The organism is Streptomyces sp., assembly GCF_035644915.1.
GTDB lineage: Bacteria > Actinomycetota > Actinomycetes > Streptomycetales > Streptomycetaceae > Streptomyces.
Window position 1 is genome coordinate 19376 of the sequence record NZ_DASQNP010000104.1, and the last position, 13025, is coordinate 32400.

Annotated in this window: 11 protein-coding genes, 2 tRNA genes and 1 pseudogene; 8 read left to right on the forward strand and 6 right to left on the reverse strand. The window is 73.7% G+C overall.

Translation table 11 applies throughout. From position 1 onward, the window contains the following. The first annotated feature begins 19 nt into the window (after window positions 1-19). From VE546_RS12235 to VE546_RS12245, 3 genes are all read left to right on the forward strand, one after another. On the forward strand, window positions 20-205 hold the full coding sequence (locus VE546_RS12235; protein WP_324921542.1) for a hypothetical protein: 186 nt from the start codon (window positions 20-22) through the stop codon (window positions 203-205). Between the two features lie 214 nt (window positions 206-419). Continuing rightward, window positions 420-1238 (forward strand): RNA polymerase sigma factor SigF, encoded by an 819-nt coding sequence (locus VE546_RS12240; protein WP_324921544.1) that lies wholly within the window; start codon window positions 420-422, stop codon window positions 1236-1238. 199 nt (window positions 1239-1437) lie between these two features. Further along, complete coding sequence (locus VE546_RS12245; RefSeq protein WP_324921546.1) at window positions 1438-2280, forward strand: RNA polymerase sigma factor SigF; 843 nt, start codon at window positions 1438-1440, stop codon at window positions 2278-2280. A 146-nt stretch (window positions 2281-2426) separates the two neighbouring features. On the opposite strand, the gene VE546_RS12250 is transcribed toward VE546_RS12245, so the two are convergent. Beyond that, a complete protein-coding gene (locus VE546_RS12250; RefSeq protein WP_324921548.1) occupies window positions 2427-2636 on the reverse strand; it encodes a hypothetical protein in 210 nt (69 codons plus the stop codon). 225 nt (window positions 2637-2861) lie between these two features. On the opposite strand from VE546_RS12250, the gene VE546_RS12255 reads away from it, so the two are divergent. Further along, window positions 2862-3350 carry a MarR family winged helix-turn-helix transcriptional regulator gene (locus VE546_RS12255; RefSeq protein ID WP_324921549.1) on the forward strand — a complete coding sequence of 163 codons (489 nt, stop codon included), beginning with the start codon at window positions 2862-2864 and terminating at the stop codon, window positions 3348-3350. 118 nt (window positions 3351-3468) lie between these two features. Beyond that, window positions 3469-5172: pseudogene (locus VE546_RS12260) on the forward strand (MDR family MFS transporter); the annotation flags it as partial. Here VE546_RS12260 and VE546_RS12265 read toward each other — a convergent pair. Together VE546_RS12265 and VE546_RS12270 are read right to left on the reverse strand one after the other, a co-directional pair. Continuing rightward, window positions 5164-5973 (reverse strand): TetR/AcrR family transcriptional regulator, encoded by an 810-nt coding sequence (locus VE546_RS12265; RefSeq protein WP_324921551.1) that lies wholly within the window; start codon window positions 5971-5973, stop codon window positions 5164-5166. The pseudogene VE546_RS12260 and the gene VE546_RS12265 overlap by 9 nt on opposite strands. A gap of 80 nt (window positions 5974-6053) precedes the next feature. Beyond that, the gene (locus tag VE546_RS12270) at window positions 6054-7586 is read right to left on the reverse strand and encodes an MFS transporter (protein ID WP_324921552.1); all 1533 of its coding nucleotides are present in this window, start codon (window positions 7584-7586) and stop codon (window positions 6054-6056) included. Window positions 7587-7830: 244 nt separating this feature from the next. Here VE546_RS12270 and VE546_RS12275 point away from each other — a divergent pair, with 244 nt between their 5' ends. Continuing rightward, a complete protein-coding gene (locus tag VE546_RS12275) occupies window positions 7831-8400 on the forward strand; it encodes a chloramphenicol phosphotransferase CPT family protein (protein ID WP_324921560.1) in 570 nt (189 codons plus the stop codon). 83 nt (window positions 8401-8483) lie between these two features. Here the strand turns inward: VE546_RS12275 and VE546_RS12280 are convergent, their stop codons facing one another. The 3 genes from VE546_RS12280 to VE546_RS12290 all read right to left on the reverse strand — a co-directional run bounded on the left by VE546_RS12280 (window position 8484) and on the right by VE546_RS12290 (window position 9483). Then, entirely contained in the window at window positions 8484-9011 is a 528-nt protein-coding gene (locus VE546_RS12280) for a DinB family protein (RefSeq protein ID WP_324921554.1), read from the reverse strand. Between the two features lie 104 nt (window positions 9012-9115). Next, window positions 9116-9188 (reverse strand) — tRNA-Arg (locus VE546_RS12285). Window positions 9189-9393: 205 nt separating this feature from the next. Continuing rightward, a tRNA-Ser gene (locus tag VE546_RS12290) sits at window positions 9394-9483 on the reverse strand. A gap of 253 nt (window positions 9484-9736) precedes the next feature. Between VE546_RS12290 and VE546_RS12295 the strand changes: the two genes are divergently transcribed. Both VE546_RS12295 and VE546_RS12300 read left to right on the forward strand, forming a co-directional pair. Beyond that, complete coding sequence (locus VE546_RS12295; RefSeq protein ID WP_324921555.1) at window positions 9737-10246, forward strand: SSI family serine proteinase inhibitor; 510 nt, start codon at window positions 9737-9739, stop codon at window positions 10244-10246. A gap of 186 nt (window positions 10247-10432) precedes the next feature. Next, window positions 10433-13025: PAS domain-containing protein (locus tag VE546_RS12300; RefSeq protein WP_324921558.1), on the forward strand; the 2593-nt coding region annotated here is incomplete at its 3' end.

Genomic DNA, 13025 nt, shown 5'->3' on the forward strand with positions numbered 1-13025 from the left:
GTGGACGTTCTTGTTCGGGATGTACGGGGAGAGGCAGGACGACGTGGACGTCAAGAAGGTCGCGCTGTACGCGTTCCTCGTCTTCATCCTGTACACGATCATCAACTCCCCCGAGCGCTCCGCCGAGCTCGTCGGGGTCGGCTTCGAGGGCATATCCGGTGCCGCGAAGGGCGTCGGCGCCTTCATGACCGAACTGGTGAACTGAGCCCGGCCACCCGTACGGCCCCCACACACACCGTTCCGCGCGTCCGGCGGCGCATCCGGCGGCGGCGCCCCGCCCCGCCCCCGTACGGGGGTCAGCCGTGCGCCCCCCGGTAACAACACGGAGTTATACGGTGCTTGCACACAGTGCATATAACTTGTGATGCTATGACCGCTTTTGCCGGACGAGTCTCGACCATGAAGGGGTTGGACGAACGGTGGCGGCCACGCAGACCCTTCCCCAGACCCCGCCCGGGGGAGCCCTCAACCGCCGGAGCGCGGAGACCCGGGCCCTGACCCAGGTGCTCTTCGAACGCCTCTCCGGCCTGGAGTCCGGCACCCCCGAGCACGACCGGGTGCGCGGCGCCCTCATCGAGGCCAACATCCCGCTCGTCCGCTACGTCGCCGCCCGCTTCCGCAGCCGCAACGAGCCGATGGAGGACATCGTCCAGGTCGGCACCATCGGCCTGATCAACGCGATCGACCGCTTCGACCCCTCCCGCGGGGTGCAGTTCCCGACGTTCGCGATGCCGACGATCATCGGCGAGATCCGGCGCTACTTCCGCGACAACGTCCGCACCGTGCACGTACCGCGGCGGCTGCACGAGATGTGGGTGCAGGTGAGCAGCGCCACCGAGGACCTGACCGTGCTCTACGGGCGCTCGCCCACCACCGCCGAGATCGCCGAGCGGCTGCGGATCAGCGAGGAGGACGTCCTCGCCTGCCTGGAGGCCGGCCGCGCCTACCGCGCCACCTCCCTGGAGGCCGCCCAGGAGCGGGAGGACGGCCTGCCCGGGCTGATCGACCGGCTCGGCTACGAGGACCCGGCGCTGGACGGCGTGGAGCACCGCGACCTCGTACGGCACCTGCTGGTCCAGCTCCCCGAGCGCGAGCAGCGCATCCTGCTGCTGCGGTACTACCGGAACCTGACCCAGTCGCAGATCAGCGCGGAGCTGGGGGTCTCGCAGATGCACGTCTCCCGGCTGCTGTCGCGGAGCTTCGCCCGGTTGCGTGCCGCAAATCCCATCGACGCGTAACTCTCGCGGGTGACACTCGATCAGGCAGACCCCTGTCAAGCTGTGCAGTTTTATCGACATGGGGCTACGTCGTGTTGCCTACTTGTGACATTCTGCAAGAACTGCGTTTGCCGCGACGGCGCCGCCGGTATTCACCGGGAGGTGCTTCCCTCACGCCGAGGGCGCCGCCGCGACCCGTCCGCGACCTCAAGGGGGTGGCATGTCCGTAGAACTGGGCAGCTCGAAGGTGCTCGCCGAGTCAGACGCCGACGCACCGTACGTTCCCTCAGACTGCGACGCCATCGACACCCGCACCCTCTCCCGCTCCCTGTTCCAGCGGCTCGCCTCCCTGGACGAGGACAGCCCGGAGCGCGCCTACGTCCGGGACACCCTCATCGAGCTGAACCTCCCGCTCGTGCGCTACGCGGCGGCCCGCTTCCGCAGCCGCAACGAGCCGATGGAGGACATCGTCCAGGTCGGCACCATCGGCCTGATCAAGGCGATCGACCGCTTCGACTGCGAACGCGGCGTGGAGTTCCCGACGTTCGCGATGCCGACGGTGGTCGGCGAGATCAAGCGCTTCTTCCGGGACACCTCCTGGTCCGTGCGCGTCCCCCGGCGCCTCCAGGAGCTGCGCCTGGCGCTCACCAAGGCCAGTGACGAGCTGTCGCAGAAGCTCGACCGCTCCCCCACCGTGGCCGAGCTGGCCGCCTGCCTGGGCGTGTCCGAGGAGGACGTGGTGGACGGGCTGGCGGTGGGCAACGCCTACACGGCCAGTTCCCTGGACTCCCCCGCCCCGGAGGAGGAGGGCGGCGAGGGCTCCCTCGCGGACCGGCTGGGCTACGAGGACAGCGCGCTGGAGGGCGTGGAGTACCGCGAGTCCCTCAAGCCGCTGCTCGCCAAGCTCCCGCCGCGCGAGCGGCAGATCATCATGCTGAGATTCTTCGGGAACATGACGCAGTCGCAGATCGGCGAGCGGGTCGGCATCTCGCAGATGCACGTCTCCCGGCTGCTGACCCGTACGCTGGCGCAGCTTCGGGAGGGCCTCATCGCGGAGGAGTGACCGCGCGGGAGTGGACCGCGGAGCAGTGACCGCGGAGGACGTCGCGGAAGCCGCGCGGGACGGCCGCCGGGAGGGTGTTCGCCCCGTCCGGCGGCCGTCCCGCGTGGCGGCGCGTTCGGCAGGCGTCCGGCCGCCGCCGGGCGCGATCAGGAGATCGCGAACCAGACGACCGCGGCGACAACCGCGACCGCCGCGACGATGCCGACGATCAGACCGATCCTGGGGCCGGACGACGACGTGGTCGCGGCCGTGGGACGCGGCCCGTCCTCGTCGACGAAGGCGCGGAACATCTGGGTGCTCCCGGCCGGGTCGTGGTGGCCGGCCGGGCCCTGGGGTGCATGGGGGTTGTGAGCCATGGCCATGGACCCTAGCGAACGGGACGGGTGCAGGTCACCCCGGTCATGCCGTACCCGCCGCTCCGGACGGGCCGCCGCCGCGCTTGGCGGTCGGCACACCCGGCCTTGGGAAACTGTTTGCCCTCTCATGCCCTTTTTCGTTTGCCCGAGGCAACCAATAAATATATGGTTGCTCTAAGCAACAATCTCTGCGGGTGGTGACCAGGGACACGAGGGAGGCGCCGGGTGACAGCACTCGCCCCGTACGAGGAACTGGCCCGGCAGCTCGGCTCCATCGGAGTCGTCCGGCGCGAGCTGGCCCGTGCCCTGCCGCACGACTGCCCGCCCGCCTCGGCGGTCGTGCTGACGCTGCTGGGGCGGTACGGCGAGATGCGGATGAGCAGGCTCGCCGACCTGCTGGGCATCGACATGTCCGTCACCAGCCGCCAGGTCGCGCACGTCGTCGACCACGGCTGGGTCGACCGCCGCCCCGACCCCCTGGACGGCCGGGTCCGCCTGCTGCGGCTCACCGGGAGCGGCGAGCGGCTGCTGGCCGAGACGCACCGGCGCGTCACCGAAACGCTCGCGAGCCGCCTCGGCGACTGGCCCGAGGAGGACGTCAGCCGCCTCGTCGAGCTGCTGGCGCGGCTGCGCGCCAGCTTCGACGAGTACGGCGGCCACCCCGCCCCCCAGGGCCTCCGCCGCGCCTCGCCCCGCGCCACCGCGCCCCTGTAGGGCGCGCCCGCGGGCCCGGCACCCGCACGGAACCGCGCCGCCCCGGGCAGGCCCCGGGCGGATCACCACCCCGGCAGAACACCACGCCGGGCAGAAGGAACAGGAAGCTACGGAGCGCATGGCAACGTCCACACCACCGAAGGCGCGGAAGGGCGATCCCGCCCCCACCGCGCAGGGCGCCGAACAGGCGACCATGACCCACCGGCAGATCATGGAGGCGCTGTCCGGGCTGCTGCTCGGCATGTTCGTCTCGATCCTGTCCTCGACGGTCGTCTCCAACGCCCTGCCCGAGATCATCTCGGAACTGGGCGGCGGCCAGAGCGCGTACACCTGGGTGGTGACGGCCGCGCTGCTGACCATGACCGCCTCCACCCCGCTGTGGGGCAAACTGGCCGACCTCTTCAGCAAGAAGATGCTGGTGCAGCTCGCCCTGGTGCTCTTCGTGCTGGCCTCCGCCGGCGCGGGCCTGGCGCAGGACACCGGCACGCTGATCGCCTTCCGCGCGGTGCAGGGACTCGGCGCCGGCGGCCTGGCGGCGCTCTCCCAGATCGTGATCGCCGCGATGATCCCCCCGCGCGAGCGCGGCCGGTACAGCGGCTACCTGGGCGCGACCTTCGCCGTGGCCACGGTGGGCGGCCCGCTGCTCGGCGGCGTGATCACCGACACCTCCTGGCTCGGCTGGCGCTGGTGCTTCTACGTGGGCGTGCCCTTCGCGGTCGTCGCGCTGGTCGTGCTGCAGAAGACCCTGCACCTGCCGGTGGTCAGGCGGGAGGACGTGAAGGTGGACTGGCCGGGCGCCTTCCTCATCACCGCCGCCGTCTCGCTGCTGCTGATATGGGTGACGCTGGCCGGGGACAGCTACGACTGGCTGTCCTGGCAGACGTACACGATGGTCGGCGCCTCGCTCGTCCTGGGTGTGGCCTTCGTGCTCACCGAGGCCCGCGCCGCCGAGCCGATCGTCCCGCTGCGCCTCTTCCGCAACCGCACGATCACGCTCACCGCGCTGGCCTCGCTCTTCGTGGGCATCGCGATGTTCGGCGCGACCGTCTTCCTCAGCCAGTACTTCCAGCTCGCCCGCGGCGAGTCGCCGACGATGTCCGGCGTGCTGACGATCCCGCTGATCGGCGGCCTGTTCCTCTCCTCCACCGTCTCCGGCCTGGTCATCACGCGGACCGGCCGCTGGAAGGCGTGGCTGGTCGCGGGCGGCGTCCTGCTGGCGGCCGGGCTCGGACTGCTGGGCACGATGCGGTACGACACCCCGTACTGGCGGATCGCCGTCTTCATGGCGCTGCTGGGCACGGGCGTCGGCATGATGATGCAGAACCTCGTCCTGGCCACCCAGAACCAGGTCTCCCTGTCCGACCTGGGCGCGGCCAGCTCCGTCCTCGCCTTCTTCCGCTCGCTGGGCGGCGCGGTCGGCGTCTCGGTGCTGGGCGCGGTGCTCGCCCACCGCATCACCGGCTACGTCGCGGACGGCCTGGCCGGGCTGGGCGTGCCGGCCGGCGGCGCGGCCGGCGGCCAGGGCGGCGCCATTCCGGACCTGGACACGCTCCCGGCCCCGGTCCGCGCGGTCGTCGAGAGCGCGTACGGCCACGGCGTCGCCGACATCTACCTGTACGCCGCGCCGGTCGCCGTGGTCGCGCTGCTGCTGGTGGTCCTCGTCAAGGAGGTGCCGCTGCGGACGGGACACGACATCGACCGGCCCGGCCCCGTCCCCCGGGAAGCCGCGACCCCGGCCCCGGAGACGGCCCCGGCCCCGGAAACGACCCCGGCCTCGAACTCGGAAACGGCCGCGGACTCACAGGTCCCGGGCTCAGGGAGCGCCGCCGGCCGCTGACCCGCCGTCCGGCCCGGCCCCGGCGTCCCCCGCCGCCCGGCCGCGCATCGCCTCGATGCCCGCGATGACGCACTCCAGCGCGGTGTCGAAGTCCCGCTGCCGCATCTCGTCCACCGTGTCGCCGCCCCGCTGCTCCATCAGGTCCAGCGAGGCGGCGTACTCGTCCCGCCCCCGGACGCGGGCGAAGACCTGGCGGAAGTACTCGTCGGAGCCGACCCCGGCTGCGCGGCAGCGGCTGTTCCAGTTCGCCTCGACGGTGCCGAAGCCGTACACGAACTGGAACACCGCCGCGAGCGCTCCGGTGATCAGCGGTCCGGGCAGCCCGGCGCGTTCGACGACGCGCCGGGCGGCGTTCGCGAACTCCATCGCCCGCGGGCCGACGTTGAGGTAGCGGCCGAGCATCGGCGACACCCAGGGGTGGCCGACCAGCATCCGGCGGTACTCGGCGGCCAGTTGCCGCAGTTGGTCGCGCCAGTCGGCGTCCGGCGCCTCCCCGGGGAGCGCGATCTCGCCCAGCACGGCGTCCAGGGCCAGCTCCAGCAGGTCGTCCTTGGTCTCCACGTACCAGTAGACGGACATGGCGGTGACGCCGAGTTCGGCGGCGAGGCGGCGCATGGAGAACTTCGCCAGGCCGTCGGCGTCCAGCAGCCGCACCGAGGCCGCGACGATCCTGTCGCGGTCGAGCCCGTCGGGCTGCTCGGCGCCCGTCCGCCGCCGGGAGGCGGGACCGTCCTCCAGCCACACACTGGTCCGGGGCGGACGGCTGGCGCGGCGGCCGGCTGCCATGACGGGCCCTCCTTCGGTCGGCGCGGGCGTACGGGCGGGTGGTCCGGCGGCCCGGCGGGCCGCCCCCGTACGCCCCGATGCTATGCGGCTCCCACCGGGGCGCCCTCCCGTTCGGCCCGCCGGAGCAGCACGGCCGCGAGCAGGCCGCCCGCGAGCACGGCCGCCGCGCCGACGAGCTGGCTGCTCGCGATCCCGTCCGCGAACGCCTCGGTGACGGCGGCCCGTTCGGCCCCGGTACGGGCTCCGGCCAGGGCCTCCGGCAGCGAACCGGCGCCCGCGGCGGCCGGCAGCAGGGCGGCGAACCGGGCGGTGAGCACCGCGCCCAGGACGGCGACGCCCAGGCCGTTGCCGAACTCGGCGAGCGTGCCGTTGACGCCCGCGCCCACGCCCGCCTTCTCGGGCGGGATCGCGGACATGACGGCGTTCGCCATGGCGGGCATCGCCAGCGCGATCCCGGCGCCCATCACCAGCAGGCCCAGCAGCATCCCGCCGTAGGAGTCCGCGCCGAGCGTGGCGACGGCCACCAGCCCGGCGGCCAGCAGGGCCATGCCGCCCGCGACGGTGACCGGCGTGCCGGACCGGACCAGCACCCGCGCGCCCAGTCCGGAGAAGTTGAGCGCCACCACGGTCAGCGCGAGCGGCGCGGTGCGCAGTCCGGCGTCCAGCGGCCCGTATCCGAGCACGAACTGCAGGTGCTGCGTGAGCAGGAACAGCGAACCGGTCAGCCCGAAGGCGACCAGGATGCCGCCCGTGACGGCGCCGACGAAGCGGCGGTCGCGGAAGAAGCTCATGTCCAGCATCGGCTGGGGCACGCGGCGCTCCCAGAGCGCGAAGGCGGCCAGCGCGCCGGCCCCGACGGCGCCGCTGAGCAGCACCCGCCCCGACAGCCAGCCGTGCCCGGGCCCGGAGATGATCGCGTAGACGACGGCCGTCATGCCGACGGTGGACAGCAGCGCGCCCGGCACGTCGGGGCGGTCGCCGCCCGGGTTCCGCGATTCCGGCACCAGGGCGGCGACGGCGACGAGCCCGAGCAGCACGACCGGGAGGTTGACCAGGAAGATCGCGCCCCACCGGAAGTGGTCGAGCAGCACCCCGCCCACCAGCGGCCCGCCGGCGAAGCCGAGCGAACTGACCGCGCCCCAGATCCCGATGGCCCGCGGCCGCTCGCCGGCGTCGAAGACCTGCATGACGACGGCGAGGGTCGTCGTCATCAGCAGCGCCCCGCCGACCCCCATGCCCGCGCGGGCGGCGATGAGCTGACCGGAGGACTGCGCGAGCCCGGCGGCGAGCGACCCCAGCCCGAAGAGGCCGAGACCGAGCAGGAGCATCCTCCTGCGCCCGTAGCGGTCGGCGGCGTTGCCCGCGGTCAGCAGCAGCCCGGACTGCACGAGGGCGTAGGCGTTGACCATCCACTGGACGTCGGCCGTGGAGGCGTCCAGCTCGCGGGTGAGGGAGGGGATCGCGACGTTGAGGATCGTGTTGTCGAGCAGGACGGTGAGCTGGGCGAGGCAGATCACGGCGAGGATCGCCCAGCGCCGGGGGTGGCCTCCTCCCCCTCCCCCGCCGCCGTCGTCGGGGCGGACCGGGGAACGCTCGGTGGCGGGCACTGCCATGGAGTCTCCTTGTACGGTGTATAACAGCGAGGCGCTATACACCGTACAGGGCTTCTTCTGCCCCCTGCCATCCGTATGACGGCCACCGCCCCGGCGGGAAGGGCCCCTGGCCGCGCCCCCGGCCCTACGGCATGATCGATCCAGGACGACGGCGGAAGGGGGCCGCGTGCCCGAGCAGGAGGACACCGGCCGACCGCGCGCAAGCGAGACCTCGGACAGCACCCCGGAGAGCGCGGGCGGACGGATCGTCTTCCTGAACGGCACTTCGAGCGCGGGAAAGACGAGCATCGCCGCGGAACTCCTCCACGTCCTCGACGAGCCCTACTTCCACCTGCCGGTGGACGCCTTCCACGCGATGCGCACCTCGAAGGAGGTCGCACCCGGCGAGCTGGAAGCCGTTCTGAAGCGCACCTGGCTGGGCTTCCACCGCGCCGTCGCCGGCATGGCCTCGGTCGGCAACAACATCGTCGTCGACCACGTCCTGGGCGAACGGTGGCGGCTGCTCGACTGCCTCGCCCTCCTCGAACCGAGGAACGTCCTCTTCGTCGGTGTGCACTGCTCCCCGGAGGAGTTGCGGAGGCGCGAGAAGGCCCGCGGCGACCGCCCGCCGGGCCTGGCCGCCCGCCAACTGGACCGTGTCCACGCCCACGGCGTCTACGACATCGAGTGCGACACGACCACGGCAAGCCCACGGGACTGCGCCGAGAGGATCAAGGACTTCCTCCCCCGCGCCCCGTCCCCCACCGCCTTCGAGCGCCTCCGGCGGCTCCTGCTCGGGCCCGCGCCCCGCTCCCGGCCGGGATGTTTCCCGTGAAACATCCCGGCCCCCGGAAGCCCCGTACCGGGTGAACGGCTTCCGCTCGCCGGCCTACCCACCGGCTGCCGCCGGCCGGCCGCTCACCCCCGGGACGCGGCCCGCAGCAGCCGGAGTTGGCCGATCTCGGCGACGTTCTTCATCAGCTCGGAGTTCACCCAGCCGATCATGTGGGCGACGGTGTGCCCGGGGTCGCCCTGCCACGGGAACGGGGCGACGGCGTCCAGGTCGGCGTCGGTGAGCCGGTCCAGCACCGCCAGCCACTCCTCGCGGAAACCGCGCAGCCACGCCACGGCCGCCTCCCCGTCCCCCGGCCAGGTGACCTCGGTCCGCTCCCTGGGCGTCCGGCCCCGCGCATGGTCGATGGCCGTGCCCCACCACCAGCCGATGTGCCAGCTCAACCAGCCGATCGTGGGAACCGGCACCGGGTCGGGCTCGGTCTCCGCCCAGTCCGGCACCCACTGCCCGTCGGCCCCTAGGCGCACCGTCCAGCAGGGGGACGCGGGCTCCCACAGAAAGTCCCCGGGCTCCAGCCGCTCCAGGTGGTACTCGAACAGCGACCAGGTCAACTCGAACTGCCAGCGCAGCAACTCACTTCGGGAAACGCTCACCGGCCGACCCTGACACAGGACCGGCCTCGCCACGAAGCGAAATTCAACAGCGGCCCCACACGCCGGAGGCCCCGTCGATCTCTCGACGGGGCCTCCGGCTGCTGCGCGCTCGGCAGGATTCGAACCTGCAACCTTCTGATCCGTAGTCAGATGCTCTATCCGTTAAGCTACGAGCGCTTGACTTCCCCGCCCCCGTGGGGGCCGGTCGTCGTTGCGGGAACAACATTACATGATCCTCGCCCAGAGGCGAAATCCATTGGGTCAACCCGCTCTGACCTGCGACGATGCCCCAGAAGGCATCCCAGGAGGCACCCGGGGAGCGGCCGGGAACGACCGAAGCCCCGACCGCGGGGCCGGGGCTTCGGTGATCGTGAAGACCAAGCGGAGGCTCCGGGATTTGAACCCGGGATCGGGGGTAACCCGAAACCGCATTAGCAGTGCGGCGCCATAGACCAGACTAGGCGAAGCCTCCCCACGCACCGCGCTGCCGCGACGCGTGTGTGCAGATGATGACACAGCCACGGGGGCTGTCTCCAATCGCCACCTACGTTACCCGGACGGTAGCCCTCCGGGCAAAGCCCTTTACCGCTGGTGGCGGCGTGCCGGCGAGGCGGGCGGGTGGAGGTGCGCAACGGCGCGCGCGGTGGCGCGTTAGCCGGGGAGGGAGAGGAGAGGGGCCCGCACCTTCCGCGGGTCCGCCCGCGCACCGCCTTCCGGGAGCCGCCATGCCGTGCCGTACCGCCGCCGTCCTCGCCGGGGCCGCCGTCCTGACCGCCACCGTCGCCGTACCGGCCGCCGCCGTACCGGCCGCCGCCCGTCCCTGGCCCCGGCCCGCCGTGCCGCACGCCCAGCCGGACCGGCTCGTCATCACCGTGTCCGGTACCGGGTCCGGCGGCGCCCTGTCCGGCACCGGGTCCGGGCCCGGCACGGCCACCGGGGGGACCGCGCCGGACCTGCGGACGTACACCCTCGACTGCCGTCCCGCCGGCGGCAGCCACCCCGACGCCCCCGCCGCCTGCGACGCCGTCGACCGGGCGGTCCGGGGGCCGCGGAGCCCGTGGGAGCCCGTCCCCGAGGGCGCGATGTGCGCCCAGGTGTACGGCGGCCCGGCCACCGCGCGGGTCACCGGAGTGTGGCGCGGGGCCCGGGTGAACGCCCGGTTCGCACGGACGGACGGCTGCGAGATCGCCCGCTGGGACGCGCTCGTGCCCGCCCTCCCCGGCCCGGGCGCGTGACGGATCTCATACGCCGGGCCGGGGCCGGGTCCACGTTCTCCCCACGCTCCCCACGCATCCGCCGTCGCTTCCACCACCGCTGCCCGTAGACTCCCCTCTAGTGGCACGCACAGGAGAACGGCACACTGACCGCGTCCCCGGTGCTGTCACGGTGCACCAGCTGGTCAGCAGGGAGGATGCGTCGTCGTGAGCAGCAGGCCATCCCGAGGCGCTGCTCGCCTCGCCGCCATACTCGACGCCCTGCCGGACGCGCTGCTGCTGGTGAACTGCAACGGCACGGTCGTCAACGCCAACAGCATCGCTCTGGAGGTCTTCGAGGCGCCGGGTACGGCCCTGGTCGGGCGCGGTCTGCTGGACCTGCTCCCGGACTTCGACTCCAAGCTCATCCCGGGCTCGATGCGCCGCCCCGGCGACGTCCCCGAGTCGCGCACGAAGCCGACGCGGATGGTGGCGCGGCGCACGGACGGCACCCAGTTCCTGGTCGAGGTGACCAGCGCCAACCTGGAGGACGGGCGCACGCCCTACGAGTCGTCCTTCGAGGCCGCCTTCGCCGACCACGGCAACAGCTACACCGGCGACGAGCTGCTCATGCTCGTCGTCCGCGACCTCACCGGCACCCTCGACACCGAGGCCGAACTGGCCCGCCAGCAGCGCCAGACCGAGATGATCCTGCGCGCCGCCGCCGAGGGCGTGGTCGGCGTGGACACCGAGGGCCGGGTCGTCCTGGTCAATCCCTCCGCCGCCCAGATCCTCGGCTACCGGGCGAGCGACCTGGGCGGGAAGAAGTTGCACCCGCTGGTGCACCACTCGCGGCCGGACGGCAGCCCGCTGCCGTACGAGGAGACGCCGCTCGCGGACACCCTGCGCTCCGGCCGCAAGCACCGGGTGCGCGGGCAGGTGCTGTGGACCAGGGACGGCCGCGCGGTGCCGGTCGACATGACGACCGCGCCCGTGCGGGACGGCGACCAGCTCGTCGGCGCGGTGCTCGCCTTCACCGACCGCACCGCCTACGACGCGCTCGTGGCGCGGCACCAGCAGTTGGTGTCCGTCCTGGAGAACGGGCTGCGCGGACCGCTGGAGCACCTGCGCGGCGAACTGGCCGGGCTGGCGTCCGACCCGGCCGGACAGCTCTGGCCGGAGGCGAACCAGACCCTGCACTACCTCGCGGCGGGCTACGCGCGGATGACCACGCTCGTGGACAACGTGCTCAGCTACCAGCGGCTGGACTCCGGCAGCGAGAAGCTCAAGCGCGAGAAGGTGTCGCTGGACGAGGTCGTCTCGGCCGGCGTGGAGGGCGCGGTCGAGCTGATCGGGCCCGGGCGCGCGCAGTTCGCGGTGCACGCCCCGCCGATCGAGGTGGAGGTCGACCCGGTGCGGCTGGCGCAGGCGCTGGCCCACCTGGCGGCGGACGTGGCGGGCGTGGACGCCACCGGCAACGCGCAGGGGCCCGCCTCGGGCGACTCGACGATCGTGGTGGCGGCGGCGCAGCGCGGCGACGTCGTACGGATCGAGGTGCGCGGACCGTACGGCGGCGGCAGCCCGGTGCACGAGCCGCTGGTGCGCGGGATCGTGCGGCGGCACGGCGGTGTGCTGCAGACCCACCAGGTGCCGGGCTCGGGGGGCGGCAGCGCCTACGTCCTGGAGGTGCCGGTGGGGTCCCCGGGCTCCTCGGGTGCCGCGGACGCGGGGCAGCGGTCGTCGCGCGAGAGCGAGACGACGGTGATGCCGGTTCCGGCGCAGCCGCCCCGGGGCACGGGCGGCGCGCCCGCGGCCGGTGCGGCGAACGGTGCGGCGAACGCCCAGGGAACCGGTGGTGCTGCCGGGGCGGGCGGCGGGGCGATCGCCCTGCCCGCGGGCCCCTCGGCGGCCACCCCCGCGGCCACGCCCGCCGACGCTTCCGCGAACGTGCCCGCCCAGCCGTCGGCGCAGCCGTCCGCGGCGGGTCCGGACGGCGGCAGCGGTGCCACGCCGGTCCCGGCCGGTACGGGACGCCGCCGGGCGCGGCGTGCGCTGGCGCCGGTCGAGGAACGCGCGGAGAACGGCGCGGACAGCGGCGAGCACGCCCTGCCGCAGCCGTCCGCGAACGGGACGGGCGGACACGCCCTCCCCCAGCAGGCCCACCCGGGTACCGGTCGGCGCGCGCGCCGGGCCGCCGAGCCCGAGGCCGCGGGCGCCCCCGCGCCGGAGCGCACGGCGTTCGCACTGCCGCCCGCCCCGGGCCCGACGCCCGCGCCGGTGCCCGCCCCGGCTCCGTCCACTCCGCCCCAGCCGCAGGTCCAGCAGCCGCCGGCCCAGGGCCAGGCGCAGGAGCAGGAGCAGCAGGGCCAGGTTCCCGTCCCGGCCGGGTACGCGGCGCCCGAGACCGCTCCCCCGGCCGACCGGCCGACCGGCCGCCGCCGCCGCGTTCCGCAGGCACCGGCGCAGGCGCCGGCGCAGGAAGTGCCGCAGCAGCGCTCCGCCGAGGCGGAGGCGCCCGGGGCCGGCGGTGTCGGGCCCGGTGGTGCGGCCGCCCCCGCGGACGGGCCCGCCGAGCACGGCCACGCCGAGGGCGCGGAGCAGCCCCGTCAGCCCGACCTCACCGTGGTCGCGGCCAGCCCCATCCTGGGGGGCGCGGTCCCGCCCACCGCGGCGCCCCGGCCGCGCGCGCTGCCGATGCCGGGCAACGAGACGGCCGCGGAGCACTCCTCCGGCGTCAGCGTGCGCACGCTGGGTCAGGGCGTGCCCTACGCCCGGCAGATGGGCGACCAGCACTCGGGCCAGTACCCGGCCCAGCAGCCGG